Genomic DNA, 26890 nt, shown 5'->3' with positions numbered 1-26890 from the left:
GGCAGCCAGACCTTGCGTTGCGACAACTACTAACGGGTACGTTAGCGAATGATCTTGCTTGGGCCGGTCCTGGCTGGGGCGGTCGGGCGGCTCAGCAGGCTCCCTGAGGCATGGGCTTCAGTGGGTGCTCAGCCGACCTTTGGGGTGGCGCGGTCGATGATGGGGGACAGGTCCAATCCCGGCGGGAGGGTGCCGAAGGCGGAGCCCCAGTCGCCCGTCAGACGGGACGCGCAGAAGGCGTCGGCGACGGCCGGGTGACCGTGCCTGACCAGCAACGATGCCTGGAGAACGAGTGCCAGGCGCTCAGCTACGCGGCGGGCTCGGAACTCGATCGTCGCGGTGTCGGTAAAGCTGTCCTTGGCGTCCTGGACGGCTTCGTCCAGGCGCTTGTCGGCTCCTCTCGCAAGCTCGACCTCGCCGAAGAACGCGTCCAGCGTCTGCGGCTGGCGTAGAATCGCGCGGAGGAGATCGAGCGCCGCGACGTTGCCGGAGCCCTCCCAGATGGAGTTGAGGGGGCTCTCGCGGAACAGGCGCGGCATGCCGGACTCCTCGACGTAGCCGTTGCCGCCGAGGCATTCCAGGGCTTCCGCGGCGTGCGCGGGCCAGCGCTTGGTGATCCAGTACTTGCTGACGGCCAGGCCGAGGCGCTTGACGGCGGTCTCGGCCGCGTCGCCGCGCACCGAGCGGTCGGTGGCGCCCGCGAGGCGCAGCATCGTGATGGTGGCGGCCTCGGACTCGATCGCGAGGTCGGCGAGGACGTTGCGCATCAGCGGCTGGTCGATCAGGTAGCCGCCGAACGCCTTGCGGTGCGCGGCGTGGTGCGCCGCGGCGGTGACGCCGTGCCGCATGCCGGACGCGGCGCCGATCACGCAGTCGAGCCGGGTCATGTTGACCATCTCGATGATGGTGCGGACGCCGCGGCCCTCGTCCCCGACACGCCAAGCCAGGGCGTTCTCGTACTCCACTTCCGAGGAGGCGTTCGACCTGTTGCCGAGCTTCTCCTTCAGGCGCATCAGCCGGAGGGGGTTCAGCGTGCCGTCCGGCAGGACGCGGGGGACGAGGAAGCACGTCAGGCCGCCGGGCGCCTGGGCGAGGGTGAGGAACACGTCGCACATCGGGGCGCTGGTGAACCACTTGTGGCCGACGAGGCGGTACGTCCCGTCCGGCTGGGGGGAGGCCTGCGTGGTGTTGGCGCGGACGTCGGAGCCGCCCTGCTTCTCCGTCATGGACATGCCGGCCAGCAGCGCGCCCTTGGTGAGCGGCGCGCGGAGCCCGAAGTCGTACTCCGGCTTGACCAGGAGCGGCTCGTACTGCGCGGCGAGTTCGGGGGACTGCCGCAGCGCGGGGACGGCCGCGTACGTCATCGAGACGGGGCAGCCGTGGCCGGCGTCCACCCGCCAGGTGTAGAACTTCGCGGCGCGGGCGACGTGCGCGCCCTCGCGGGAGTCGGCCCAGGCGGAGCCGTGCAGGCCGTGGGTCACCGCCACGGTCATCAGCTCGTGCCACGCCGGATGGAACTCGACCTCGTCGATCCGGTGCCCGTAGCGGTCATGGGTGCGCAGGACGGGCGGGTGCTCGTTCGCGAGCCGTCCCCATTCCTGCGCCTGCTCGGTGCCCGCGAGCCGGCCGAGCGCCCGCACCTCGGGCCCGGCCCAGCCGCCGCCCTCGCGCGCCAGTCCGTCCAGCAGGACGGCGTCGTCGGCCACGTCGTGCCCGGCGAGGGGCGGAACCTGGTTGAAGACCTCGTGCGTCACCCTGCGCTCCCGTATGCCCGTCACCTGACCTGACCGCAGCATACAGAACCGTGTTCGGGTGAGAAACGATCATGCCGCAGGGGAGGTCGGGGCGTCCATCCTCCTCAAGTGGTGGGGCGATCTCGTTCCCGCGGCGGATTGTCCCACGCCCCCGGGGGCATACCTTCGGAACCATGAGTCAGTCCAGTCCGCACCCCGAGCGGCCCTGCTCGAGCCGCCCGCTGGACCGGCGGCAGGACGCTCCCGAACCTCCCGAGCACCTCGACGCCACCGGCGCGCCCGGCGCGCCCGACGCGATCCGCGCGTCCGACGCCGAGCGGGAGGCCGTCGTGGAGCGGCTGCGGATCGCCTCCGTCGAAGGACGGCTCACGTTCGAGGAACTGACCGAGCGCAGCGAGGCCGCCTACGCGGCGGTCACCCGCGGCGAGCTGGAGCACATCACCGCAGACCTGCCCGGTCTCGGCGCGCCCGGCGCCTCGCCCGCCCCCCTCCAGGTCAAGCGCCGCTTCAGCGCCGTCATGGGCGACTGCAAGGAGCGCATCGTCGGCCGCATCGACGGCCCGCTGGAGGCGGTGTCGGTGATGGGCGACGTCGAGCTCGACCTGCGCGGCGCCCAGGTCCCGAGCGGCGAGGTGCACATCTCCGCGACCGCCGTGATGGGCGACGTGAAGATCATCGTCCCGGACGGCGTCAGCGTCGAGCTCAGCGGTCACAACTTCCTGGGCGACCGCAAGGTGGCCGTCCGCGAGCCGCACCCGGGCGCCCGCGTCCCCGTCGTCAAGGTCACCGCGCACGCCGTGATGGGCGACGTCAAGATCGTCGATGACGAGCACCACGCCCCGCTGCGGCGCGCCGTCACCGACTGGTGGAAGGACCGCCGCTAGCCCGATCGGCGGGAGTCGTCGTGCCGCTCGGCCGTCCGCACGCCCTCCTCGTCCGCCGGGAGGGCGTCGGGGTGCTCGACCTCCACGCCCGGCGTGCCGGTGCCGCTGGTCTCCTCTCCGTCCGGGACGCTGCGGCCGCGGGCGTCGGAGCGCCGGTTCACGGGGGCGAACTCGCGGTCGTGCGTCTCGCGCGGCTCGTGGCCGGGATCATCGCGTTCCATGGCCCCCGCATACCCGGGCATGCGGGGCCCGAACGTCTCAGACGGCCGTCGCGGCGCGGACGGTCCGCAGCGCCTCGGCGTAGCGGTGCACGACGAGCTCGGCGACCTCCGGTGCCGCGCCGAGCACGGGGGAGACCACGTCCGCACCGGCGGCCAGGGCCTCTTCGCGGACCTTGTCGGCGAAGAAGCCCGGCGCCAGGAAGTAGGACGCCACGGCCACCCGCGGCGCGCCCGCGCCGCGCAGCGCCGCGACCGCCTCGCCCGGCTTCGGGCCGGCCGCCGACGCGTACGCGGGCTCCACGGCACGCCACCCGCGTGCCCGCCAGCCGCGGGCCAGGCCCGCGATCGTGGCGTTGGCGGACGCGTCGCTGGAGCCCGCCGAGACGAGCACGACGGCGGTGTCCGGATCGCCGGGCTCGACGCCGGCGTCGCGCAGGCGGCGCTCCAGGGCCTCCATGAGCAGCGTGTGGGGGCCCAGGGTGGCGGCCGTCCGCAGGCGCAGTCTCGGGTGCAGGCCGCGCACCCGGTTCAGCACGCCCGGGATGTCGGTCTTGCTGTGGTAGGCGGCGGTGAGGAGCAGCGGCAGCACGACCGCGCCCGGCGCACCGTCCTCCAGCCCCCGCCCGCCACCATTCAATGGACGAGCTCCGCTCGACCGACTCTGCCGGGCCAGGCCGTCCAGCACCCGGTCGGGCGCGGGCGGCGCGTGGTCCAGGAACGAGGCGTGCACGGGCACGTCCGGGCGGCGCGCCCGGACGGCGCCGAGCAGCTCGGTGACGGTGGCGGCGGCGCGGGGATCCCTGCTCCCGTGCGCCACCGCGACCATGGGGACGCTCACAGGTGGATACCGCACTCGGTCTTGCCCAGCCCGGCCCAGCGGCCGCTGCGCGGGTCCTCGCCGGGCGCCACCGGCAGGGTGCACGGCTCGCAGCCGATCGAGGGGTACCCGTCGTAGTGCAGCGGGTTGATGATGACCCCGTTGTCCTCGATGTAGTTGTCCATGTCCTCCTGGGACCAGTCCAGGATCGGGTTCACCTTCACCATGCCGCGCTTGCGGTCCCACTCGACCACCCTGCGGTCGCGGCGGCTCGCGGTCTCGTCCCGGCGGATGCCGCTGAACCAGGCCATGTAGCCCTCCAGCGCGCGGCCGAGCGGCTCCACCTTCCGCAGGTGGCAGCACAGGTCCGGGTTGCGGCCGAACAGCCGGGGGCCGAGCGCGGCCTCCTGCTCCTCGACCGTGCGGGACGGGGCGACGTTGATGACGTTCACCGGGTACACGGCCTCGACCGCGTCCCGGGTCCCGATCGTCTCGGCGAAGTGGTAGCCGGTGTCGACGAACAGCACGTCGATGCCGGGCTTGACCTTCGACACCAGGTGGATCAGCGCCGCGTCCGACATGGAGGAGGTGAGGCAGATGCGGTCGCCGAACGTGGCGGCGGCCCAGCGGATGACCTCCAGCGTGGGCGCGCCCTCCAGCGCGGCGGCGGCCGATTCGACGATGTCTTCGAGGTCGAGGGTAGGTCTGTCGGTCTCCAGCAGGGTCACCGAGGGATCTCCTTGCTCGCGGTACGGGGAGCCCCGACACCGAGGAACTTCAGCGTGAAAGAGCGGAGGCAGTCGGGGCAGAACCAGGAGCCGTGCTCCTCGCGGGGCTCCAGGTTCTCCTCGCCGCAGTACGGGCAGTAGAACGGCGCCATGCGCTCGCTCATCGGTCTCCGCCCGCCCCTACTTGAGGTCGGCTTCGTCGGCGCGGTGCACCCATTCGGCGAACGTCTCGCCCTCGGTGCGCTGCGCGTCGAACTTGCGGACGACCCGCTCGACGTAGTCGGTGAGCCCGGCCGACGTGGTCTTCAGCCCGCGGACCTTCTTGCCGAACGACGCGCCGAGCCGCCCGCCCAGATGGATCTGGAAGCCCTCGACCTGGTCGCCGTTCTCGTCCACGACCAGCTGGCCCTTCAGCCCGATGTCGGCGACCTGGATGCGGGCGCAGGCGTTCGGGCAGCCGTTGACGTTGATCGTCAGCGGCTGGTCGAAGTCGGGGAGCCGCTTCTCCAGCTCGTCGATCAGGTCCATGGACCGCTGCTTGGTGTCGACGATCGCGAGCTTGCAGTACTCGATGCCCGTGCACGCCATCGTCTGGCGGCGGAACGTGGACGGCCGCACCTGGAGGTCGTGCTTCGCCAGCTCGTCGGCGAGCGCCTCGGTGTTCTCCTCCGGGACGTCCAGGATGACCATCTTCTGCTCGATGGTCGTCCGGACCCGGCCCGAGCCGTAGCGCTCGGCGAGGTCGCCGATGACGCCGAGAAGCTCACCGTTCACGCGGCCCACGCGCGGGGCGAACCCGACGTAGAAGTTCCCGTCCTTCTGCGGGCGGATGCCGACGTGGTCGCGGCGGTCGAGCGGCGCGGCCGGCTCGGGGCCGTCCGGCAGCGCGAACCCGAGGTACTCCTTCTCCAGCACCTCGCGGAACTTCTCCGCGCCCCAGTCCTTCATCAGGAACTTCAGCCGGGCGCGGCTGCGCAGCCGCCGGTAGCCGTAGTCGCGGAAGATCGACGTGACGCCGTGCCAGACCACGCTGGTCTGCTCCGGCTTCACGAACACGCCGAGGCTCTGCGCGAACATCGGGTTGGTCGACAGACCGCCGCCGACGTACAGCTGGTAGCCGGTCTCGCCCGCCTCGTTCACCACGCCCACGAACGCGATGTCGTTGATCTCGTGGACGGTGCAGTGCGCGGTGCATCCCGACAGCGCCGTCTTGTACTTGCGCGGCAGGTTGGAGAACTCGGGCGAGCCGATGTACTTGTCGTGGATCTCGCGCAGGTCGGTGGTCGCGTCGATCACCTCGTCGGCGGCGATCCCCGCGAGCGGGCAGCCGATGATGGTGCGCGGGACGTCGCCGCACGCCTCCATCGTGTGCAGCCCGACCGCCTCCAGCGCCTCCCAGATCGCCGGGACGTCCTCGATCCGCACCCAGTGCAGCTGGACGTTCTGCCGGTCGGTGATGTCGGCGCTGCCCCGCGCGTACCGCGTGGAGATGTCGGCGATGGTGCGAAGCTGCGGGCCGCTCAGCTGGCCGCCGTCGATCCGCACCCGCATCATGAAGTAGCGGTCTTCGAGGTCCTCGTCCTCCAGCGCGCCGGTCTTGCCGCCGTCGATGCCGGGCTTGCGCTGGGTGTACAGGCCCATCCAGCGGAAACGGCCGCGCAGGTCGGCCGGGTCGATCGAGTCGAAGCCGGTCTTGGAGTAGATGTCGATGATGCGGCGGCGGACGTTCAGGCCGTCGTCGTTCTTCTTGTTCTCTTCGTTCTTGTTGAGCGGTTCCCGGTAACCGAGGGCCCACTGGCCCTCGGCCTTCTTGCGCTTGATCGCGGGTGGCACGGCGCGCGTCCTCGTCTGTGATCGTGAGGGACGCGTAGCGCACCGGCGCTCTGAGGCAGCCGGCTCGACGCTGAGCAGGATGAAGTCAAAGGTGACGCCGATGCGCCACGCGCCCGGCTGAGCTGGGGCGTGGTCGGGGCGTCAGCGACAGATCGCGCTGCGGACGCGCAGGAAGTCGACGTGCCGGCGCTTGGCCAGCAACGGGTCCGCGGCAGTCATACTCGAACTCTGACATGACGTCTCACGGGCTGTCCAGCCGCGTCCGGCATGCGGACGGGTGAGATGCGTCATCCCTGCCGCCTCCAGTTCACCGGAGGCTCGCCGTCCCGGCCGGTCGCGGGCCCGCCCTCGCGGCGCCCGCCGTCGGGCGTCGCGGGCTCCGGGCGGTGCTGGCAGTCGCACCAGGACCCGCCGCGGCACTCCTCGTGGCGGCGCTCTCGGCACGACTGGCAGATCATGTCTCCCATTGTCACCCATGAAGGCAAATGCCCGGTTCACCCGGTGGCCGGACGGGGACGATCATGATCCGGATGACGTTCCGCGGCGTCAAAGCGGGTATGGGCAGGGAGACGTGCAGAGGACGTGCGACGGGACTGCGGATCGGCAGGACGGGGGAGGCGATCGGCGCGCCACGCGCGAGGCGGACCAGTGAAATGGGCGAGGCGGCATGTTCCGGGCGCGTAACACTCTACGGTGGGGTGGTGTGACCACCGTCTCCGACGCCGCCGGCGTCCCACCGGCCGGGGACTCCGACGCCGAGGAGGGCCGCGACGGCCCGGATCCGGGCGTCCGGGAAGAGCCGAGCGTGGGCGAGCGGGCGCTCGCGCGCTTCCGCGCGGCCGCGCGGGCGGCGCCCGGGACCGGCTGGACCCTGACCAAGGGCACCGCCGTCGGCGCGTTCCGCTACCGGGTGACCGGCCTGGCCGCCGAGGCCGCGTTCTTCGCCCTGCTGTCCCTGCCGCCCCTCGTCATCGGGCTGATCGGCACCATGGGCCACCTGCACGGCCTGTTCGACGACCAGACCGTCAGCGACACCCGCAACTGGCTGATCGCGCACGCGCACGATGTGCTGACCGGGCCGACCGTCGACTCGGTCGTCGAACCGCTGATCAACGACGTGATCAACGGCGGCAGCCCCGACATCGTGTCCGTCAGCTTCCTCATCTCGCTGTGGGCGGGGTCGCGGGCGACGAACGTCTACGTCGACACGATCACGATCGCCTACGGGCTGTCCGGCGTCCGCGGGGTGATCCGCACCCGGCTCCGCGCGTTCTTCCTCTACCTGGTCGGCCTGCTCATCATGCTGATCGTCATCCCGCTGCTGGTGGCCGGGCCCGCGCTGGTGCGGCAGGTGCTCCCGGAGAGCGCCACGGCCCTCCAGGCGCTGTACTGGCCGGTCGTGGTGAGCCTGTCGATCGTCTTCCTCTCGCTGCTGTACCACATGAGCATCCCGGTCCGGACGTCCTGGTGGCGGCAGGCGCCCGGCGGGATGCTGGCCCTGCTCATCTGGATCGTCGGCAGCGTCAGCCTGCGGCTCTACCTGGCCGGGTCGCTGAGCGGGGTGTCGCTGTACGGGCCGCTGTCCGCCGCGATCGCGCTCCTCGCCTGGCTGTACGTCGCCGCGCTGGCGGTGCTGATCGGGGCCACGCTGAACGCCGAGATCGACCGGCGCTGGCCGAGCGGCGACACCGCCCGGGTCCGGGCCGAGCGGGAGGCGGCGAACGCGCAGGTGCCCCGCGACCAGGGGGCGACGAGTAAAAAGCACGTCGAATGAGGTCCTGAAAAGGGCAAACATGTCGTACCCTCGCGTGGCATGACCCCCCGAGAGGACACCGGCCGGCTCCGGACCGTGACCGGCACGATCGCGACGTCCGACATCACCGGGCCGGTGCTCTCCCACGAGCACCTGCAGATGGACCTGCGCTGGCCGGCCCGTCCGCGACTCGCGGAGTCCGACCCCGGCCGGTGGCTGGACGAGGAGAAGTCCGTCCAGCGGGAGCTGTCCGGGCTGCGCAAGGAGCACGGCCTCGGCCTCGTCGTCGACCTGACGTGCTCCGGCATGGGACGTAACGCCGCCGCGCTCGCCCGGATCAGCGCGGGCGCCCGGGTCGCCGTGGTCGCCGGGACGGGCGTGTTCACCGAGCCGTTCCACCCCGCGTTCGTCCGCGAGACCCTCGCCGCCGCGACGGCGAGTCATTCTGGGGGGACGACCCCCCAGACCCCCTGGGAAGACCATCGGGGCCCGTCCACCATCGACCGGCTAGCCGAGCGCCTGCTCGCCGAGGTCGGCTTCGGCATGGACGGCACCAACTCGCTGCCGGGCGTGATCGGCGAGATCGGCACCTGGGGCGAGGCGCCCACCGAGACCGAGGAGCTGTGCCTGCGCGCCGCCGCGCGCGCCGCCCGCTACTCCGGCCTGTCCGTCGCGACGTACGGGCGGGCGGGCCTCGCCCAGCTGGAGATCCTCACCGGCGCCGGGCTCGCGCCTGAGCGCGTCGCGGTCGGCCAGCAGGACCGGGTGGACGACCCCGGCCAGCACCGCAAGATCGCCGAGACGGGCGGCTACGTCTCGTTCGGGACGCTCGGCCTCGCCGGCGACGGCCGCGCCGCCGTCGGCGCCCGCGTCCGCTGCGTGCTGGACCTGCTGGAGGCGGGGTACGCCGACCGGGTGCTGCTCAGCACCGGCGTCTCGCGCATGGCGCAGGTCACCCGCTACGGCGGCTCCGGGTACGGGTACCTCTTCGACACGTTCCTGCCCGCCCTGAGGGCGGCCGGCGCCGACGACGCCACGCTGCGCACCATCCTGCGCGACAACCCGCTGCGGTGGCTCACCGGTTCCTGAGTGGGTAGGGATCATCCCGGAAGGGGGTGAGCCGATGTCCTGGGACAAGTCAGCACCCGGAGACTTCCAGCAGACGCAGACCGTCCGGCTCCCCTACGCCGACCGCGCCGAGGCGGGCCGCGTGCTCGCCGAGCGCCTGGCCCCGATGGGGCTGGACGGCGCCGCGGTCCTCGCGCTGCCGCGCGGGGGCGTGCCCGTCGGCTACGAGATCGCGCGGCGCCTCGGGTCCCCGCTGGAGGTGCTGGTGACCCGCAAGATCGGGTATCCGCCGCAGCCGGAGCTCGGGGTCGGGGCCATCGCCGAGGGCGGCGCCCCGGTGTTCGACGCCGAGCTGCTCGCCCGGCTCGGGCTCCGCGAGGAGGACCTGGCCCGCACGGTGGAGGTCGAGCGCGCCGAGCTGGCGCGCCGGGTGGCCGCCTATCGGCGCGGCCGCCCGCTGCCGGACATCGCCGGGCGCCCGGCGGTCGTCGTGGACGACGGGCTCGCGACCGGCGGCACCGCGCGCGCGGCCGTGCGGGCGATGCGCGAGCGCGGTCCGTCGCGGCTGGTCCTCGCGGTGCCGGTGGGGGCCGCCGAGACGGTCCGGAGCCTGGAGCCGGAGGTGGACGACCTCGTGGTGCCCGTGGCGCCGTGGGAGTTCCGGGCGGTGGGCCAGTGGTACCGCGACTTCGGCCAGCTCACCGACGACGACGTGATCGCGTGGCTGGAGCGCGGCCGGCGGCCGGCCGGAGGGGCGCCGGGGACCGCCTGAATCGCGTGCGCGAGGCCGCCTCGGGACGGACCGCCCCGGCGGCGGGCGCCGGGCCGAAGCCGAATGGCGCCGGCGCGAATTCCCGAAAATTGGCCACGGCGCGATGCCCGATGCGGTAAAAGGCAGGCGCCGCGGTATGTCGCGGCACGATGTGTCAAGCCGTAACTCACATGTGACGAACGGGCCGGGCCCGGCCCCGAGGGGGCCGGGCCCGGGCAACGCAAACGGCCCCGCGGGGCGGGGCCGTGACGTTTCAGGTGGCGTGCCGGGGATCGCGATGGGAGCGTTTCGGCGGCCTGCGTTCTCGGTTAGGCGGCGTTGGCGCGGCGCATCCGGCGACGGCGCTCGGACGCGCGCTCGTCCTCGTTCAGGCCGCCCCAGGTGCCGTACTTCTCGGGCCTGGACACCGCGTAGTCCAGGCACTCCGTGCGAACCGGGCAGCCCATGCAGATCTGCTTGGCCTTGCGCTCGCGGATCTCGCGCTCGGGCTGGCGCTCGCCGTCGGGACCGAAGAAGAGGACGAGGTCTTCCCCCCGGCACGCCGCGGCGTCCTGCCAGCCCCAGCTGGGACGAGGGAGGTTTGCCTGCCGACGTACCTGAGCCATGGAACACCCACCTTGATTGGTTTCGAACAAATTCGGGACATGGACGCTCGACGTACTTCGGATGACATGAGTCAGAAGCGCCGAAAGTTCCAACGTCTGGAGTTGCCGCTCTGTTCCCCGTCCGGTTACTCCGGAAACGTGGGGACGTGCGACAGGGAGACCCTCGAATGGGGCCTCCAGGAGATTACACGAGGGCGGCCTCGTTGAGAAGGGTGAGTTCCCTAACAACGTAGGTTCTCTGGTTCTCCCCGCAGCCCGCGCCGCACGGGTCCGGCTGCTGGACGGACTCCATGATCACCCGGTAACGGCTCTGCCGGGCGACAACGACTGCTTCGTACGGAGATGTCCCAATGATGGATTCCACCGCCACCTCGTCCAGTCCGAGGCGCCCGGTGTACTCCCGGACGAAGTGCTCGGCAGCCTGCACCGGCTCGGGCGTCCCGGCCCGCCCGCGCAGCCTGTCGAGGACGACCTCGCCCCGCAGGTAGGCGTCCACCGCGGCGGTCGCCTCCGCTTCGCCGAGGTCGCCGTACGAGAGTCCGTGGGGAAGACATACCAAATTCGCTGCAAATCGGTCACCGCCGACGTGGGTGGTTTCCCAGACGAGGCGATCGAAACGTGTGGCCAGCGCGCGGGCCAGCGGCGCCCCGGTGCGGGCGCAGCAGGCGTTGTGGCGTCCGTGCGTGCAGACCAGCAGGACCGGCTCCGCCACCCGGTCGCCGAGCCCCGGGGACCGGCCCGCGGCGAGCGCGCCCAGGTCGAGCAGCGCGAGTTCGCCCGGGTCGGCGAGTTCGCGTCCCTCGATCCAGGCCTCGCCCCCGCGCGTGCTTCCCGCGTAGACCTGCAGCGGCGGGGTGGGGCGGCGGCGGCCGGGCCGGCGGATCAGCTGCGGCCGGACGCCCGCCTTCTTCGCGGCCCGCACGACCTCGGCGACCGGGGCCGGGCCGGAGAGGTCCTCCACGCGCTCGGGCCAGGGGCCGGGGTGCTCGACGAGCAGCCAGGCGCCCGCCTTCACGGTGGCGGTCGCCAGGCACGGCCGCTCGCCCGTGTGGCTCCCCGGGCAGTGCCCGCAGCCCCTGGTGCTCGTCACCCCTGTCCCCCCGCTGATCTTGGACGCGATTAGGTAAGGGTAACCTAACGAAGCGTGTCCAAACCATGAGAAGTGAGACCTGAGGGGTGACGGAGGTCTCAGTGGTGTGCCGCCCGGGACACCAGCGCCTCCGCGGCCGGCAGCGCGGCCTCCCTGTCGGAGGCGACGAGACCGATCCTCGTGCGCCGGTCCAGCAGGTCGCCCGTGTCGAGGGCGCCCTCGTGCAGGACCGCCCACGCGAGCTCCGCCCCCGTCACCGGCAGTCCCAGCACGACCGGCTCCAGCAGCGCCGGATCCTCCGCGGCGAGCGCGGTCAGCAGCGGCGCCTCGGTCCCGTACCGCTGGACCAGGCGGGACGGCGCGTCCAGCGCGTCCAGCCGGGCGCGGGGCGCGGCGCCGATGAGGGGGAGGCGCGCGGTCCGGCTCGGCCCGGCGGGCAGCCCGCGGGCGCGCACGACCGCGTCGACGGCGTCCTGCGCCATGCGCCGGTAGGTGGTCAGCTTGCCCCCGACGATCGTGACGACGCCGTCGGGTGAGGTCAGGACCGCGTGCCGGCGGGAGATGTCGGCGGTGTCGCCGTCCTCCCCCTTGTCCAGGAGGGGGCGCAGGCCGGCGAACGCGCCGATCACGTCGGCGCGGCGCACCGGGACGTCCACCGCCGAGTCCAGGACGTCCAGCAGGAAGCCGATCTCGGCCTCCGTCGGCTCCGGGACGTCCGGGACGGGCCCGTCCGCGGGCTCGTCGGTGAGGCCCACGTAGACGCGGCCGTCGCCCTGCGGGATCACCAGCAGGTACCGGCTGCTCGCGCCGGGGACCGGGACGTGCATCGCGGCGGTGAGCCCGCGCAGCGTCTCGGCCCGGATCACCAGGTGGGTGCCGCGCGACGGGCGCAGCCGGACCCCGTCCACCAGGCCGCCCGCCCACACGCCCGTCGCGTTCACCACCGAGCGGGCCCGCACCGCGAACTCCCGGCCGGTCAGCTCGTTCCGGACGAGCGCGCCGTCGCCGGCCAGCCCGATCGCGCGGCACCGGGTCAGCACCCGCGCGCCGTGCCCGGCGGCGGTCCGCGCGATCGCCGTGACGAGGCGGGCGTCGTCGGCGAGCTGCCCGTCCCACGACAGCAGCCCGCCGCGCAGCCCGTGGGGGCGCAGCGCGGGCGCGAGCCGGAGCGTCTCGACCGCCGACAGCCGGCGCGGGCCGGGCAGCACCGAGCGCGGGGTGCGGGCGGCGAGCCGCAGCAGGTCCCCGGCCCGCATCCCGCCGCCGGCGAGCAGCGCCTGGGAGCGCGGCACGAGCGGGGTCAGCGGCAGTACGAACGGCAGCGCGCGCACCAGGTGGGGGGCCGTGTGCCGCATCAGCACGCCGCGCTCGACGGCGCTCTCGTGCGCGACGTCCACCTGCCCCTGCGCGAGGTACCGCAGGCCGCCGTGGATCAGCTTGGAGCTCCACCGGGACGTGCCGAACGCCAGGTCGCGGGCGTCGATCGCGGCGACCGACAGCCCCCGCGAGGCGGCGTCCAGCGCGGCGCCCGCCCCGGTCGCGCCGAGGCCGACGACGAGCACGTCCACCACCTCGCCGTCGAGGGCGGCGAGGTCGCGCTCCCGGCGCGCCGCGTTGAGCGAGGTCCGCGGGTCGGGTCCGGCGGTGTTCATGGCGCGAGCGTCCTCTCCAGGATGTGGCGCAGTTCGGCGTCGAGGGCGTCGGCGTCGAGGGCGGGGTCGTCCGCGTCGACCATGATCGGCGCCGACAGCGCGAAGGACTGGACGACGAGCAGCAGGGCGCGGGCCTGCCGGCCGGGGTGGCCGGGTCGGATCGTGCCGTCCCGGTGGCCTGCGGCGATCGCCTCCTCGAACCACGCCAGGAAGGCCTGCTGGCTGGCGCCGCGGCGGTCCAGCAGGTAGGGCAGCAGCAGCTCCGGGTCGACCTCGATGATCTTGCGGAGCAGCGGGTGCTCCCGGAACGTCCGGACGCCGGTGACCAGGCCGTCCACCATCCTCGGCCGCACCGGGCGGCCGTCGTCGGGCGGCTGCAGCGCCTCGCCGATGCCGGTCCACTCGCGGGTCATGAGGTCGGCGACGATCGTGCGGACGTCCGGCCACCGGCGGTACAGGGTCATCCGGGACACCCCGGCCCGGCGCGCGATGTCGGTCAGCGTCGTCCGGCGCATCCCGACGGCCAGCACGCAGTCGCGCGCCGCGTCGAGCACGGCGTCGTCGTCGGTCCGCCCGCCGTTCCTGTTGTGACGATTCGACGTCATGTGTCACAGTGTAAGCACACGGACGGGAGGCCCGGTGACCGGAGACAGGGTGCAGACGCGGGACATGCTGTGGAGCGGCTGGGGCGACCCCGCCAGGGCGACGCCGCTGCCCGAGCCGATGGTCGGGCTGCTGCGCGACATGCTCGGCGTGCGGCCCGCCGAGGCGCCGCCGGTCGCGCTGGCCGACATCGCGGTCGCCGGGACGCGGCTGTCCGGGGACGACCTGACCGCCCTCGCCGGCATCGTCGGGGACGGCAACGTGCGGGCCGACGCCGAGACGCGCGTCCGGCACACGCGCGGCAAGTCGACGCCCGACCTGCTGCGCATCCGCGCCGGGGACACCTCCGACACCCCGGACGCGATCGTGCTGCCGGGCTCCCACGAGGAGGTCCTCGCCGTGCTGGAGGCGTGCTCCGAGCGCCGTGTCGCGGTCGTCCCGTTCGGCGGCGGCACCTCGGTCGTCGGCGGCCTCGCGCCCCGGCTCGCCGGAGGCGGCCCGCGCGCCTTCGTCGCCCTCGACCTGCGGCGCATGGACAGGCTGGTCTCGCTCGACGAGGTCTCGCGCACCGCGGTGCTCCAGCCGGGGCTGCGCGGCCCGGCCGCGGAGGCGCTGCTCAACGAGCGCGGCTACACCCTCGGGCACTTCCCGCAGTCGTACGAGTGGGCGTCGATCGGCGGCTTCGCGGCGGCCCGGTCGAGCGGGCAGGCGTCCGCCGGATACGGCCGGTTCGACGACATGGTGGCCGGCCTCACCGTCGCCACGCCCGAGGGGACCCTCGACCTCGGCCGGGCGCCCAAGTCGGCCGCCGGGCCGGATCTGCGGCAGCTCGTCCTCGGCTCCGAGGGCGCCCTCGGAGTGATCACCTCCGTGCGGGTCCGGGTCCATCCCGTCCCGGAGGCCCGGGAGTACGAGGGCTGGCGGTTCGCCTCGTTCGCCGGGGGCGCCGCCGCGCTCCGGCGGCTCGCGCAGGACGGCCCGGCGCCCGCCGTGCTCCGGCTGTCCGACGAGGCCGAGACCATGGTCGGGCTGGCCGACCCGGCGGCGATCGGCGGCGGGTCGTCGGCCGCCGGGTGCCTGGCCGTGCTCGGGTTCGAGGGCACCCCGGCGCAGGTCGCGGCGCGCAGGGCGGCGGCCGCCGACGTCCTCCGCGGCGCGGGCGGCGAACCCCTCGGCGCCGGGCCGGGGGAGAAGTGGCGGCACGGCCGCTTCGACGCCCCCTACCTGCGCGACTCCCTCCTCGACGTGGGCGCGTTCGTCGAGACGCTGGAGACCGCCGCGTTCTGGTCGGACCTCCCGGCGCTGTACGAGGCGGTCCGCAACGCCCTGATCGGGACGCTGTCCGGGGCGGGTACACCGCCGCTCGTGATGTGCCATATCTCGCACGTGTACCCGTCCGGCGCGTCCCTCTACTTCACGGTCGTGTCCGCACAGGGCAAGGATCCCGTCGAGCACTGGGACCGGGCCAAGCGCGCGGCCAACGACGCGATCGCCGGGGCGGGCGGGACGATCAGCCACCACCACGGGGTGGGCACCGACCACCGCGACTGGTACGCCCGGGAGATCGGGCCGCTCGGCGCCGCGGTCCTGCGCGCCGTCAAGGACCGGGTCGATCCGGCCGGGATCCTCAACCCGGGCGTCCTCGTCCCGCCGGCCGCAGGGGAGTAGCCGCCATGCGCGCGTTCACCGCGATCGTCAACCCGGCGGCGGGCGGGTCCGCGGGTGCCTCCCGCGTGATCCCGCTGGGCCGGCTGCTGCGCGACGCGGGCGCCGAGGTCGACGTCGAGTACAGCCGCGGCATGGAGCACGCCGCGTCCGCCGCGCGGGCCGCGGCGGAGGCCGGGCGGGTGGTCCTCGGTGTCGGCGGGGACGGCATGGTCGGCTGCGTCGGCGGGGCCCTGGCGCAGATGGACGCCGGCGCGGACGCCCTGTTCGGCATCGTGCCCGCCGGCCGGGGCAACGACTTCGCCCGGCAGCTCGGCGTCCCGTCCGACCCGGACGAGCTCGCACGGCTGCTGCTGGAGGGCGAGCCGCGGGCCGTGGACGCCATCGACGCCAACGGGACGGCCGTCCTCGGCAGCGTCTACGCGGGCGTGGACGCCGTGGCCAACGACAACGCCAACCGGACGCGCCTGCTGCGCGGGTCCGCCGCCTACTACGTGGGGGCGCTGAGGGCGATCCTCTCGTGGCGGCACGCCGACTACGTGATCACCGTGGACGGCGAGGAGCACCGCCGCGAGGGCTACACCGTCGTCGCGGCCAACTCCGGCTACTACGGCTTCGGCCGGCACATCGCCCCCGACGCCCGCGTCGACGACGGGCTGCTCGACGTGGTGCTCATCCGGAAGGCGCCGAAGACCCTGTTCTTCGCCGTCATGCGCGAGCTGGAGACCGGCGCGCACGTCCGGCGGCCCGAGGTGGAGGTCATGCGCGGCCGGGAGGTGCGGATCGAGCTGGCCGGCCCCGCCGGCCGGACGCTCCCGTACGGCGCGGACGGGGAACTGCCCGGCGTGCTGCCGGTCACGGCGCGGGTCCTGCCGGGGGCGCTGCGCGTCCTGGCCCCCTGATCCCCGGATTCCCCGAGGTTTTGGCCCGGCGTTTGGGCCGGTTTACGCCCCCATTACGGCCCCCCGGATAGCGTCGTTTACGTCCCGCTTTCGGGACCAAGGGGCCGTCTGTGGAGTCATCATGGGAAGGCGACCACGAGCTCGCCGTTCTGGGGGGACTCATGATGACCGCGGGCGCCCGGATCGTGGTGGCGCCGGCGTCTCTGGGGGTGGCGCCGGTGTCCACCACGTGTAGCTGAATCCCGCTCCATCACCCGGCATCGGGCCGTGCGCCGCGCGGCCCGATCGTCTTGTCCGGCCGGGCTTCGCGCCCGCTTTCCGCGCGCCGCCGTGTTCGCTTGACGTCGCGAGCGCCTCCGTACAGGCTGTGCGCATCCCCTCACCCCCCTGGCCGGAGGCGTTCTGTGTGTGCCGAGGTTTCCCCCGGACCCGACAACTCGCGGACCTCGGAGGCGGGCGCCGGATGGGTCTGCCAGAAGCCCGGCACCTTCAACGACCTGCTGCCCGAGCGCGTCCCCGACTTCTCCTGGCGCCGCCCGTCGGTGCTGTGGCGCTCCCGCAACGACGTGGTCGCGCGCCTGTTCGGCGACCCCTCGAACTCGATCCGCCGCCGCTGCGTGGCCGCCCTGCGCGAGCGGGGCACGCCGGCCGCCCTCACCGTCCACCGCTCGGAGCCGGAGTTCTCGTTCGCGCTGCTCGGCGACACCGGCGAGGGCGACCGGTCGCAGTACGCGGTGGTGCCGCCGCTGCTGCACGCCGCCGCCGGCACCGACTTCATGATCATCGCCAGCGATGTGATCTACCCCACCGGGGACGCCGGGGAGTATCCGGAGAAGTTCTTCCGCCCGTACAAGGACTACCCGGCCCCCGTCTACGCCGTGCCCGGGAACCATGACTGGTACGACGGCCTGCGCGGCTTCCTGCACGTCTTCTGCGACCTGGACGCGGACTGCTCGCCACCGCCCTGGCGCGGCCCCCTCTCGTTCATCCCGCGCCTGCTGTGGCGGCACTCCGGGACGGTCGACCCCGGCGCGCTGGCCGAGGCCCGCCGGACGTACCGCGGCGCGCCGGGCCAGCAGGGCGTCCAGCCGGGCCCGTACTGGGCGATCGACACGCCCTCGCTGCGCGTCATCGGCATCGACACCGGGATCACCGGCGCCCTCGACCGCGACCAGGGCCGCTGGCTGCGGGAGGTGTCCGGTGGCCCGAAACCCAAGCTGCTCGTGACCGGAAAGCCGCTGTACGTGGACGACGACCGCCGCCCGGGGCGGATCGAGGGCGGCGGGACGGTCGACGCGATCGTCCGGGATCCGGCGCACAACTACGTGGCCGCGATCGGCGGGGACATCCACAACTACCAGCGCTACCCGGTGCGGACCGCCGACGGCCGCACGATCCAGTACATCGTCGCGGGCGGCGGCGGCGCCTTCATGCACGCGACCCACACGATCCCGCGCACGCGCCTGGTCGAGGAGGACGAGTTCCGCTGCTACCCGCTGCGCGGCGACTCCCTCTCGCGCTACAGCAAGCTGTACGGCCGGTGGCTGCGGCTCCCGAAACTGTTCGAGCTCACCCCCGAGGAGGCCACGGCCGCCGTCCAGCACCGGCTCGGCATCCGGCCCGGCCGCGGGTACAAGGGACCCGCCCCGTCCCGCCGCGCGCGCTTCGTCGCCGCCGCGCTCGGCGTCCCCCGCGACGGCCGCCGCCGTCCCCGCTTCCTGCGCCTTCCCGTGCACAAGCTGCCGCAGCGGTTCCGCTCGGAACTGGCCGACTGGGACGCGCCGCCCTTCTTCAAGAGCTTCCTGCGCCTGGATGTCACGGAGTCACGGCTCCGCATCCGCTGCTACGCGGCGACCGGCTGCGGCGACCAGGAGACGGCGCCGCCGTGCGAGGACGAGGTGACGATCGCCCTGCGGTAGCGGCGGTTTGGAGGATCGGCCAGGAATGCCGGGAAAGTCGGTGATCTTGGCTCGCGACGTGCTCGAATGCCGTTACAGTCATGGCTCACCACACGGGTGAACGGTAACGGACGGTCGGCCGGAAAACGACCGCGTCCTTCAGGAGCTTTTCAGATGAGTTACCCCCAGCAGGGTCAGGGCCAGCAGCACCCCCAGCAGCAACAACAGCAGGCCTACCAGGGCGGCTACGCGCCCGCGCAGCAGCAGCAGGCGCCCGTCGCCCGCGGCGCCGGCCAGAACATGAAGCGCCGCAACCCGATCGGCGCCTGGCTCGGCCTGCCGATGATCACCTTCGGCATCTACGGCCTCGTCTGGTTCTTCAAGGTTCACAACGAGCTGCACGAGTACGACCGCCGCATCGACAACGCCGCCACCAACGCGCTGCTGTCCCTGCTGTTCGGCAGCATCACCTTCGGCATCTGGCCCCTGGTCATGTGGGTCAAGCTCGGCGGCCGCATCGCCCAGGCCCAGCGCGCCGCCGGCCTCCAGCCCAGCTGCAGCGGCGGCATGGGCTTCCTGCTCGGCATCCTCGGCTTCGGCGTCCTGTACTACCAGCTCCAGCTCAACAAGGTCACCGACCGCTACGGCGACACCCCGGCGGGCCAGCAGGTCTCCCTCGTCGCGTGAGTTGAGGCGGTTCTCTCCGCTGTAGAGCAGCGGGTCGCGGCCCTGACCTGCTGAAAGATATCGCGCACGGCCCCTCCGGGCGTACGGCCCCGGAGGGGCCTTTCGCGTGCCGGTTCTGTCGGTGGGGGGCGGGACAATGGAGCCGTGAGGATGGCGGTGGCCGCTGGGCCCGGGGGCGGTGGCGCGCTGCGGGCACTCGGCGAGGACGGGACGCCCGCCGGTCCCGTTCGACGCGTCCCGGATCTGGTCGCCGCGATCGCGGACGGGGAGCGGGGCGAGGCGCCGCGGTGGGTGTGGGCGTCCACGGCGCGGCTCTATCCGCGGCTGCTGGACGCCGGCGTGCGGGTGGGGCGCTGCCACGACCTCGAACTGGCCGAGAGCCTGCTGCTCGGGCACGCCGGGCGGTACGGGGAGCCGCGCTCGGTCCCGGCGGCCTGGGCGCGGCTGCGCGGCGAGCCGGTGCCGGCCGACCGCCCGCCGCGGGAGGAGCCCGCGCAGGCGTCGCTGTTCGACGACGACGCCGCCCGCGACGAGCCCGCCGACGACCTGGAGCAGATCGTCGCGGTGCACGCCGAGCAGCAGCGCGCCATCGCCGGGCTCGGCGGGTTCGCGCTGCTCGCGGCGGCGGAGTCGGCCGGGTCGCTGGTCGCGGCGGAGATGGCGCGCGACGGGCTGCCCTGGTCGGCCGAGGAGCACGACGCGCTGCTCACCGAACTGCTCGGGCCGCGCCCGTCGGGCGGTCTGCGCCCCCGCAGGCTGCAGGACCTCGCCGACCGGATCAACGCCGCGTTCGGCCCGCGGACGCACGTCAACCCCGACTCGCCGGCGCAGATCCTCAAGGCGTTCGCGGCGGCGGGCCTGCCGGTCCCCTCCACGCGCGCGCACGTCCTCAAGCGGCTCGACCATCCGGCCGTACCGCTGCTGCTGGAGTACAAAGAGCTCTCCCGGCTGCACACCGCGCACGGGTGGGCGTGGCTCGACACGTGGGTGAGCGGCGGGCGCTTCCGGCCCGAGTACGTGGTCGGCGGCGTGGTGTCCGGGCGCTGGGCGACGAGCGGCGGCGGCGCCCTGCAGATCCCGCGCGTCCTGCGCAGGGCCGTCGTCGCCGACCCCGGCTGGTCGCTGGTCGTGGCGGACGCCGCGCAGCTCGAACCGCGGGTGCTGGCGGCGCTGGCCGGAGACCGGGCCTTCGCCGACGCCGCCGCGCACGGCGACCTCTACGCGGCGCTCTCCGACGCCTTCCACGACGACGGCGACGGCGGCATGAGCGCCCGCGCCAAGGCCAAGCTCGCGCTGCTGTCCGCCATGTACGGGGGCGGGACGGGGGAGGCGGTGCAGCTCCTCGCCGTCCTGAAGAACAGGTTCCCCGACGCCTTCGAGTACGTGGAGGCCGCCGCGCGGGCGGGGGAGCACGGCCGGCTCGTCCGGTCCCGCCTCGGCCGCACGTGCCCGCCGCCGTCCGCCGGGTGGCGCGAGCTGACCGCGGCGGGCGACGACGACGCGGCCGGCCCCCGGCAGGGGCAGGCCGCGCAGGCGCTGCGCAGCCGGGGCCGCTTCACCCGCAACTTCGTCGTGCAGGCGACGGCCGCCGACTGGGCGCTGGCCCTGCTCGGCTCGCTGCGCCGCCGCCTCACCGCGCTCGGCCGCCCCCGGCTGGTGTTCTTCCAGCACGACGAGGTCATCGTGCACACCCCCGCCGAGCTGGCCGCCGACGTCACCGCCGCGGTGCACGCCGCGGCGGACGAGGCCCGCCGCCTCCTGTTCGGCGACACCCCGGTCGTGTTCCCCATGGAGATCGCCGTCGTGGACCGCTACGCCGACGCCAAGTGAGCCGCCAGGGCGCGGATCGTGTTCGCGGCGGCGAACGCGTGCCCTCGGGCGTTCAGATGCAGCTGGTCGCTGCTGTAGATGCCCGGGTCGGCCGCGACGGGATGCCCGTGCGGGTTGTCGACATGGCAGGCCCCGTGCTCGGCGGCGACCAGCACCGACGGGTCCGTCCACTCCGACGGGGTCGTCTCGATCATCGTCTCTCCTCTCAGGACCTCGCGGGACGGACGGCGAGGAGCAGCCCCGCGACGGCCGTGCCCGCGGCGGCGAGCGTGCAGAACAGGTACACGGCGGTGTAGTCGCCGTGCGCCGCGCGGCCCGGCAGGAGCGCGGCGAGGACGGCGATGCCGAGCGCGCCGCCGAGCTGCCGCGCCGTCGTGTTGAGCCCGGTCGCGCCGGCGAACCGCACCGGGCCGGCCGACAGCGCCGCGGCCGAGGCGGTGCCCGTGGTCACCATCCCCATCCCCGTCCCGGCCAGCAGACCCACCGGCAGCCAGAACGTGAGGAAGTGCGGTTCGGCGGGCAGCGAGACGACCGCCCACACCCCCGAAACGATCATGATCAGCGCGCCGCCCGCCACCGCGGGACGGGCGCCGGTGCGGGCGGTGAGGCGGCCCATTGCGATCGCCGCCGCGGTGGCGGTGAACGCTCCGGGCGTCGAGGCGAAGCCCGCCTTGAGGATCGAGTAGTGCCACTCCCCGGTCAGGTAGAGCACGCCGAGCAGCAGCCACGAGTACAGGGCCGTCCCGTAGAGGAACGACGCGGCGTTGGCGACGGCGAACTGCCGGTTCCGCCACAGCGAGATCTCCAGCGCGGGCACCGGGTGCCGGGCCGACCGCCACAGTGCCAGGGCGACCAGGACGGCACCGCCGAGCAGGAGCGCCAGCGTCCTGGCGTCCGTCCACGCCCAGTCCCGGGACTGCGTCACGCCGAGCGCGACGCCGCCGACGCCGGCGCCGAGCAGGACCGTCCCGGTGAGGTCGGGCAGCCGTCCGGCGGAGCTCTCGGCGCGCGGCAGGCGCAGCCCGCCGAGCAGCATCGCCACGCCGAACGGCAGGTTGATGACGAACAGGGACCGCCAGCCGAGCTGGTCCACCAGCACCCCGCCCAGGCCGGGGCCGATCGCGGCGGCGAACGCGCCCGCCGCGCTCCACAGTCCGATGCTGCGGGCGCGCCGCTCGGGCGGCGTGTCCTTCAGCAGCAGGGCGAGGGACGCGGGGATCAGCGCGGCCGCGGCGGCGCCCTGCACGCCCCGCGTCGCCAGCAGGACCGGCACGTTCGGCGCGATCGCGCAGGCCAGCGAGGCCGCCGTGAACAGCCCGGTGCCCCACAGGTACAGCGAGCGCCGCCCGACGAGGTCGGCGAGCCGGCCGGCGGGGGCGAGCAGGGCCGCGAACAGCACCGCGTACAGCGTGATCACCCAAGTGAGCCCGGACAGCGAGGTGCCCGGGAACTCGGCGTGCAGGTCGGCGATGGCCAGGTTGGCGGCGGTGGCGTCGAGCATGGCCAGGAACGTCGCCCCGGCCGCCAGCCAGGGCACGTCCCTGCGCGCACGGGCCGCGGGGGGCGGTGCCGCGATGGTCTCGGCGGTCATGGGTCAGGGCCTCCAGAAAAATAAACGAACGGTCGTACAATCTTCTATCCGGAGGCCCCGCGTCAAGAGGAGGGGAGGTTTGACTTAGAACGAACGGTCGTGCACATTAAAGCCCGTGAGCACTGATGGACGCCTCCTCAAGGGAGCGCAGACACGCAGGCTGATCCTCTGCCGGGCCGCCGACATCGCCTCGGCGGAGGGCCTGGAAGGGCTCTCGATCGGCCGGCTCGCCACCGAGCTGGGGATCAGCAAGAGCGGCGTGTTCACGCACTTCGGCTCCAAGGAGGAGCTCCAGCTCGCCACCGTCGGCAAGGCGGCCGAGGTGTTCCGCGAGCACGTGGTCGAACCCGCCCTCGCCGTCCCGGCGGGGCTCGGGCGCGTCCGCGCGCTGCTGGACGCCTGGCAGCGCTACCAGCGCGAACCCGTCTTCCCCGGCGGTTGCTTCTTCCACTCCACGATGGCCGAGTTCGACGCGCGCCCCGGCCGCGTCCGCGACGCCATCGCCGCGTCCCAGCGCGACTGGGGCGCCTTCCTGGAGCGCTGCCTGCGCGAGGCGCGGGACCTCGGGGAGATCGACGCGTCCGCCGACGTCCCGCAGCTCGCCTTCGAGCTGGAGGCGGTCTGCCGCACGGGCGCCGCCCACGCCCTCCTGTACGACGACCCGTCCCTGTTCGACCGGGCCGCGCGGGCGATGACCACCCGGCTGAAGGCGGTCATCACCGGCTAAGGCTGCGGCTCTACTTCTTGCGCAGCGATCCCGACGCGGCGGGCGCCGCGCCCGCCACCGTGGCGCCGCCCCGGACGAGCCGCCCCACCTCGGCCCTGAGCTGGACGAACTCCGGCAGCCCCCGGGTCTCGATCTGGTCGCGGGCCGCCGGCAGCCCGACCGGCAGGTCGGCGTGCACCCGGGCGGGCGAGCGGTTCAGCACGACCACCCGGTCACCGACGTAGACGCTCTCGTCGATGTCATGGGTGACCAGCAGGATCGTCATCTTCTGGGTCCGGTGCACCTGGAGGACGAGGTCCTCCAGGTCCTCCCGGGTCTGGGCGTCGACGGACCCGAACGGCTCGTCCATCAGCATCAGCGAGGGGCGGTACGCCAGCGCCCGCGCGATCGACACGCGCTGCTGCATGCCGCCCGACAGCTGCCACGGGTACTTGCGGCCCGCGTCCGGCAGGCCCACGGACTTCAGCGCCTCCTGCGCCAGGGCCCGCCGCTCCTTGCGGGACTTGCCGCGCCTGCGCAGCGGCAGCGCCACGTTGTCGCGGACGGTCAGCCAGGGGAACAGCGAGCGGCTGTAGTCCTGGAAGACCACCGCCAGGTCGTCCGGCACGCCGTTGATCGCCGCCCCGTCGAGGGTCAGCTTCCCGCCGGTGGGGGTGATCAGCCCGGCGATGCAGCGCAGCAGCGTGGACTTGCCGCAACCGGACGGGCCCACGATGCTGACCAGCTGACCGTCCGGGACGGTGAGGTCGAGGCCGTCGAGGGCCAGGTGGCCGTCGGCGTAGGAGTGCGTGAGGCCGGATATCTCGAGCATGTCGGCCGCCTTATCTGTGTGTGTGCGTACAAAAATCGTTGGTAAGGGGGGTTTCGGTCAACCTGCGAGCCTCCGCGCGCCGGCGTGCCAGGCGAGCAGCCGCCGTTCCAGGAGCAGGAACGCGGCATTGAAGAGGAATCCGAGGATCCCGAGCATCACGATCCCGGCCCACATCCGCGGCAGCTCGAAGGAGCGCTGCGCGCCGATCAGCTCGGAGCCGATGCCCGCGGTGCTGCCGAACAGCTCCGACAGCACCATCAGGATCAGCGCGAACGACAGCGCCACCCGCAGCCCCGCGAAGATCTTCGGCGCCGCTGCCGGGAGCACGATCGTCAGCAGCCGGCGCGCCCGGCCGATGCCGAACACGCGCGCCGTGTCGAGCTGGAGCGGCTCCACCGTGCGGACGCCGTCGGCGGTGTTCAGCAGGACCGGCCACACCACGCCGAACGCGATCGTGACGACCTGCATGGTCGCGCCGAGCTGGAAGACCATGATGAAGAACGGCAGCAGCGTCGGCGGCGGCACCGCCCGCAGGAACTCCAGCACCGGGCTGAACAGGTCGTCCAGGACCCGGGACCGGCCGATCGCCGCGCCGACCGCGATGCCGGCGGCGCCCGCCGCGGCCCACCCGATGAACAGGTGGGTCAGGCTCGTGGAGAAGTCGTCCACCGCCTTGTCCGAGAGGAACAGCCGGGACGCGGGGCCGGAGAACCACAGCTCGTGCAGGGCCTTGAGGATCGTCGTGGGCGGCGGGAAGTAGGTCTCGTCCAGCGCCCGGGTGAGCAGTTCCCACAGGACGGCGGCGAGCGCCACGAGCCAGCCGCGCTCGGCGATCGCGCGGGCCGCTCCCAGGCCCCTCATGAGGCCTCCACCTGGGCGCCGTGCCAGCGGAACGCGATCCGCTCCAGCCCGAGCAGGCTCATGTTGGCCAGCAGGCCGAGGACGCCGGCCCAGCACGCTCCGGCGAGCAGCAGGTCGGGCCGCCCGCCGCCGGACTGGGTGTCGCTGAGATAGATCCCGACCCCGTCGACACCGCCGGCGAACAGCTCCGTGCTGATCACGACGATGAGCGCGACGGAGGCCGCGATCCGGACGCCGGTGGCGATGAACGGGGCGGCGCTCGGCAGCGAGACGCGCCACAGCACCGACAGCGTCCCGAACCCGAAGGCGCGCAGGCTGTCCTTGGCCATCGGGTCGACGTCGCGGAGCGCGTACAGGGTGTTGATGAGGATCGGCCACAGGCACGCGTAGAAGATCAACGACATCTTCATCCGCGTCGGGTCCGCGAACAGGATGATGGCGAGCGGGATGAGCGCGACCGAGGGGATGGGGCGCAGCAGCTCGACGAGGGCGCGCGAGGCGGTCCCGAGCAGCGGCACCGAGCCGAGCAGGACGCCGAGCGGGACCGCCACGAGCACCGCGAGCGCGAGCCCGCCGAACCAGGCCCGCAGGGTGGCCCCGACGTCGACGAGGAACTCCTGGTCGGCGGCCAGCTTCCCGGCCTCCCGCAGGATCGTCGACGCCGGGGGGAGCGCGGTCTCGTCGACGAGGCCCGTGCGGCTCAGGACCTCGATGACGGCGGCCACGCCGATCACCCCGGCGGCGCCGAGAACGATGCGGCGAGGGCTCATGAAGTCGACGCGAGGAACGTCTTGACGTCGACCACCTTGTCCACGTAGCCGAACTCCTTCATGAGGTCGGCGACGCGCTGGAGCTTGGCGGCGTCGATCGAGGTCGGGTACGTCCCGTAGCTCATCGAGCCCGCGACCTTCGCGTCGATCCCCTTGGCGTAGCTCGGCAGGATGGTCTGGACGGCCTTCTGGTCGGCGGCGGCCATCCCCTGCGCCTTCTGGAGCGCGCGCTGGAACGCGGCGACCGTCTTCGGGTTCTCCTCGGCGTACTTCTCGGTGACGGCGTAGCCGGCGATCGGCAGGTCGGCGGCCTGACCGGTGGACAGGTCGGCGACCATGCGGGCGCCCATCGACGCGCTCATCTGGGTGCCGAACGGCTCGATCGCCTGGACGGCGTCGACGCTCTTGGACTTCAGCGCCTGCTCCATGGCGGGCGGGGCGACCTCGACGAAGTTCTTGTCCTCGTCGAAGGCGACGCCCTGCGGCTCGGCGGCGGCGCGGACCAGCATTGTGCTGACGTTGCGCTTGGTGTTGACGGCGATCTTCTTGCCCGCCAGGTCCTTGATCGTGCGGTACGGGGAGTCGCCCCGCACCATCAGGGTGTGCGTCTTGGACGCGGCCCGGAATCCCTCAGCGACGATCTTCGGCTTGAAGCCCGGGTCCTTGGTCCCGGCGGTGAGCAGCGAAACGTAATTGCCGAAGCTGAAATCCAGCCGGCCGCTCTTGAGTAGCGGGATTCCGGCCGCGCCGCCCTGGATGACCTGGGTTTTCACGGTCAGGCCCTCGGCCTTGAACAGGCCCTTGGACAATGCGATCTGGACGGGTGCGGTGTCGGCGACCGTCATGGTGCCGAGCGTGATCTGCGATTCTTCCAGGCCGTTGGCCGACGTCTTGCCGTCGGAGTCACCGCAGGCCGTGGAGAGCGCGACCGTGAGCGCGAGCACGCCGGCGAAGGCGGCTCGGGAGTGGGAAGCAAACATGAGCGACGCTCCATGGACGGGGGAAATCGCTGGGGGTCAACCCTGAACGCGCGGGGAGCGTAGCGCACGAAGGCCACGCTCCGGGAGAGGCGGGAGCTCAGTGCTCACTTACGGGAAGAGGTGTGAACAAATTGTGACATCTTCCTCTCGTTTCAAGGCGGCCGCCTGTGCGGCAATAGCGTCCGGCGCGGTGAATGCCGCCGTCGCTTTCGCCGTTCGAAACGGCCCCGCCTCTCCCGGGTGCGCCGGTGCGGTCAGTGCGCAGGGACCCGGCAAAGTCGTGAAAAGAGGGTGTGACCTGGGGTTGTCGTTCATGTGGTCTGGAGCAGTGTGACGGTGCGTTGCGGGTCGCGGGCGTGGTGCCGGTTGGCAGCGGCGATGTTGTCGT

27 protein-coding genes are annotated in these 26890 nt (G+C 73.2%); 10 read left to right on the top strand and 17 right to left on the bottom strand.

Going from position 1 to position 26890, the window contains the following annotated elements; translation table 11 throughout:
- Nucleotides 1-128: 128 nt before the first annotated feature.
- Nucleotides 129-1778: an acyl-CoA dehydrogenase family protein gene (locus ABGB11_RS36865; RefSeq protein WP_347640128.1), complete on the bottom strand. Its 1650-nt coding sequence runs from the start codon at nt 1776-1778 to the stop codon at nt 129-131.
- 149 nt (nt 1779-1927) lie between these two features.
- Here ABGB11_RS36865 and ABGB11_RS36860 point away from each other — a divergent pair, with 149 nt between their 5' ends.
- Nucleotides 1928-2638: a DUF1707 domain-containing protein gene (locus ABGB11_RS36860; RefSeq protein ID WP_347640127.1), complete on the top strand. Its 711-nt coding sequence runs from the start codon at nt 1928-1930 to the stop codon at nt 2636-2638.
- Here the strand turns inward: ABGB11_RS36860 and ABGB11_RS36855 are convergent.
- From ABGB11_RS36855 to ABGB11_RS36830, 6 genes are all read right to left on the bottom strand, one after another.
- Nucleotides 2635-2859, bottom strand: a complete 225-nt coding sequence (locus ABGB11_RS36855; protein WP_347640126.1) for a hypothetical protein — start codon at nt 2857-2859, stop codon at nt 2635-2637. The two genes, ABGB11_RS36860 and ABGB11_RS36855, sit on opposite strands and share 4 nt — an antisense overlap.
- A 37-nt stretch (nt 2860-2896) precedes the next feature.
- Nucleotides 2897-3685 (bottom strand): sirohydrochlorin chelatase, encoded by a 789-nt coding sequence (locus ABGB11_RS36850; RefSeq protein ID WP_347640181.1) that lies wholly within the window; start codon nt 3683-3685, stop codon nt 2897-2899.
- Nucleotides 3686-3693: 8 nt separating this feature from the next.
- On the bottom strand, nt 3694-4404 hold the full coding sequence (locus ABGB11_RS36845) for a phosphoadenylyl-sulfate reductase (protein ID WP_021599343.1): 711 nt from the start codon (nt 4402-4404) through the stop codon (nt 3694-3696).
- On the bottom strand, nt 4401-4568 hold the full coding sequence (locus ABGB11_RS36840; RefSeq protein ID WP_021599342.1) for a hypothetical protein: 168 nt from the start codon (nt 4566-4568) through the stop codon (nt 4401-4403). The genes ABGB11_RS36845 and ABGB11_RS36840 overlap by 4 nt, the downstream gene beginning before the upstream one ends.
- Nucleotides 4569-4584: 16 nt before the next feature.
- Complete coding sequence (locus ABGB11_RS36835) at nt 4585-6237, bottom strand: nitrite/sulfite reductase (protein ID WP_347640125.1); 1653 nt, start codon at nt 6235-6237, stop codon at nt 4585-4587.
- A gap of 287 nt (nt 6238-6524) precedes the next feature.
- Nucleotides 6525-6695, bottom strand: coding sequence for a hypothetical protein (locus ABGB11_RS36830; RefSeq protein ID WP_347640124.1), 171 nt, complete (start codon nt 6693-6695; stop codon nt 6525-6527).
- Nucleotides 6696-6940: 245 nt separating this feature from the next.
- Here ABGB11_RS36830 and ABGB11_RS36825 point away from each other — a divergent pair, with 245 nt between their 5' ends.
- From ABGB11_RS36825 to ABGB11_RS36815, 3 genes are read left to right on the top strand one after another with little or no spacing between them, the layout of a single operon-like run.
- Complete coding sequence (locus ABGB11_RS36825) at nt 6941-8011, top strand: YihY/virulence factor BrkB family protein (RefSeq protein ID WP_347640123.1); 1071 nt, start codon at nt 6941-6943, stop codon at nt 8009-8011.
- A 39-nt stretch (nt 8012-8050) separates the two neighbouring features.
- Nucleotides 8051-9079 carry an aryldialkylphosphatase gene (locus ABGB11_RS36820; protein WP_347640122.1) on the top strand — a complete coding sequence of 343 codons (1029 nt, stop codon included), beginning with the start codon at nt 8051-8053 and terminating at the stop codon, nt 9077-9079.
- A gap of 34 nt (nt 9080-9113) precedes the next feature.
- A complete protein-coding gene (locus tag ABGB11_RS36815) occupies nt 9114-9830 on the top strand; it encodes a phosphoribosyltransferase family protein (protein WP_347640121.1) in 717 nt (238 codons plus the stop codon).
- Nucleotides 9831-10138: 308 nt separating this feature from the next.
- Here ABGB11_RS36815 and ABGB11_RS36810 read toward each other — a convergent pair whose 3' ends face one another.
- The 4 genes from ABGB11_RS36810 to ABGB11_RS36795 form a co-directional block, all read right to left on the bottom strand.
- A complete protein-coding gene (locus ABGB11_RS36810) occupies nt 10139-10435 on the bottom strand; it encodes a WhiB family transcriptional regulator (RefSeq protein WP_021600082.1) in 297 nt (98 codons plus the stop codon).
- Between the two features lie 184 nt (nt 10436-10619).
- Nucleotides 10620-11525: a sucrase ferredoxin gene (locus ABGB11_RS36805; protein ID WP_347640120.1), complete on the bottom strand. Its 906-nt coding sequence runs from the start codon at nt 11523-11525 to the stop codon at nt 10620-10622.
- Nucleotides 11526-11623: 98 nt separating this feature from the next.
- On the bottom strand, nt 11624-13177 hold the full coding sequence (locus ABGB11_RS36800) for a glycerol-3-phosphate dehydrogenase/oxidase (protein WP_347640119.1): 1554 nt from the start codon (nt 13175-13177) through the stop codon (nt 11624-11626).
- The gene (locus ABGB11_RS36795; protein WP_347640118.1) at nt 13174-13782 is read right to left on the bottom strand and encodes a TetR/AcrR family transcriptional regulator; all 609 of its coding nucleotides are present in this window, start codon (nt 13780-13782) and stop codon (nt 13174-13176) included. Before ABGB11_RS36795 ends, ABGB11_RS36800 begins: the two co-directional genes overlap by 4 nt.
- Before the next feature lie 64 nt (nt 13783-13846).
- Between ABGB11_RS36795 and ABGB11_RS36790 the strand changes: the two genes are divergently transcribed.
- The 5 genes from ABGB11_RS36790 to ABGB11_RS36770 all read left to right on the top strand — a co-directional run bounded on the left by ABGB11_RS36790 (nt 13847) and on the right by ABGB11_RS36770 (nt 20762).
- Nucleotides 13847-15448: an FAD-binding oxidoreductase gene (locus tag ABGB11_RS36790; protein WP_347640180.1), complete on the top strand. Its 1602-nt coding sequence runs from the start codon at nt 13847-13849 to the stop codon at nt 15446-15448.
- A gap of 5 nt (nt 15449-15453) precedes the next feature.
- Nucleotides 15454-16347 carry a YegS/Rv2252/BmrU family lipid kinase gene (locus ABGB11_RS36785; protein WP_347640117.1) on the top strand — a complete coding sequence of 298 codons (894 nt, stop codon included), beginning with the start codon at nt 15454-15456 and terminating at the stop codon, nt 16345-16347.
- 404 nt (nt 16348-16751) lie between these two features.
- Nucleotides 16752-18266 carry a metallophosphoesterase gene (locus tag ABGB11_RS36780; RefSeq protein ID WP_347640116.1) on the top strand — a complete coding sequence of 505 codons (1515 nt, stop codon included), beginning with the start codon at nt 16752-16754 and terminating at the stop codon, nt 18264-18266.
- Between the two features lie 153 nt (nt 18267-18419).
- The gene (locus tag ABGB11_RS36775; RefSeq protein WP_347640115.1) at nt 18420-18932 is read left to right on the top strand and encodes a DUF4234 domain-containing protein; all 513 of its coding nucleotides are present in this window, start codon (nt 18420-18422) and stop codon (nt 18930-18932) included.
- 150 nt (nt 18933-19082) lie between these two features.
- On the top strand, nt 19083-20762 hold the full coding sequence (locus ABGB11_RS36770; RefSeq protein ID WP_347640114.1) for a bifunctional 3'-5' exonuclease/DNA polymerase: 1680 nt from the start codon (nt 19083-19085) through the stop codon (nt 20760-20762).
- On the opposite strand, the gene ABGB11_RS36765 is transcribed toward ABGB11_RS36770, so the two are convergent.
- Together ABGB11_RS36765 and ABGB11_RS36760 are read right to left on the bottom strand one after the other, a co-directional pair.
- Nucleotides 20744-20956, bottom strand: a complete 213-nt coding sequence (locus tag ABGB11_RS36765; RefSeq protein WP_347640113.1) for a hypothetical protein — start codon at nt 20954-20956, stop codon at nt 20744-20746. The two genes, ABGB11_RS36770 and ABGB11_RS36765, sit on opposite strands and share 19 nt — an antisense overlap.
- A gap of 11 nt (nt 20957-20967) precedes the next feature.
- Complete coding sequence (locus ABGB11_RS36760) at nt 20968-22353, bottom strand: MFS transporter (protein ID WP_347640112.1); 1386 nt, start codon at nt 22351-22353, stop codon at nt 20968-20970.
- 115 nt (nt 22354-22468) lie between these two features.
- Between ABGB11_RS36760 and ABGB11_RS36755 the strand changes: the two genes are divergently transcribed.
- Nucleotides 22469-23080, top strand: a complete 612-nt coding sequence (locus ABGB11_RS36755; RefSeq protein ID WP_347640111.1) for a TetR/AcrR family transcriptional regulator — start codon at nt 22469-22471, stop codon at nt 23078-23080.
- 10 nt (nt 23081-23090) lie between these two features.
- On the opposite strand, the gene ABGB11_RS36750 is transcribed toward ABGB11_RS36755, so the two are convergent.
- Genes ABGB11_RS36750 through ABGB11_RS36735 form a run of 4 tightly spaced genes read right to left on the bottom strand, consistent with a single transcriptional unit; the run spans nt 23091 to nt 26502 of the window.
- Nucleotides 23091-23891: an ABC transporter ATP-binding protein gene (locus ABGB11_RS36750; protein WP_347640110.1), complete on the bottom strand. Its 801-nt coding sequence runs from the start codon at nt 23889-23891 to the stop codon at nt 23091-23093.
- A 57-nt stretch (nt 23892-23948) separates the two neighbouring features.
- Nucleotides 23949-24752: an ABC transporter permease gene (locus ABGB11_RS36745; RefSeq protein ID WP_347640109.1), complete on the bottom strand. Its 804-nt coding sequence runs from the start codon at nt 24750-24752 to the stop codon at nt 23949-23951.
- Nucleotides 24749-25522 carry an ABC transporter permease gene (locus tag ABGB11_RS36740; RefSeq protein WP_347640108.1) on the bottom strand — a complete coding sequence of 258 codons (774 nt, stop codon included), beginning with the start codon at nt 25520-25522 and terminating at the stop codon, nt 24749-24751. The genes ABGB11_RS36745 and ABGB11_RS36740 overlap by 4 nt, the downstream gene beginning before the upstream one ends.
- Complete coding sequence (locus ABGB11_RS36735) at nt 25519-26502, bottom strand: ABC transporter substrate-binding protein (RefSeq protein ID WP_347640107.1); 984 nt, start codon at nt 26500-26502, stop codon at nt 25519-25521. Before ABGB11_RS36735 ends, ABGB11_RS36740 begins: the two co-directional genes overlap by 4 nt.
- Nucleotides 26503-26890: the final 388 nt, after the last annotated feature.

It is taken from the genome of Actinomadura sp. B10D3 (genome assembly GCF_039871695.1).
Classification (GTDB): Bacteria; Actinomycetota; Actinomycetes; order Streptosporangiales; family Streptosporangiaceae; genus Spirillospora; species Spirillospora madurae.
This window is presented reverse-complemented; position numbering and strand designations above follow the sequence as displayed.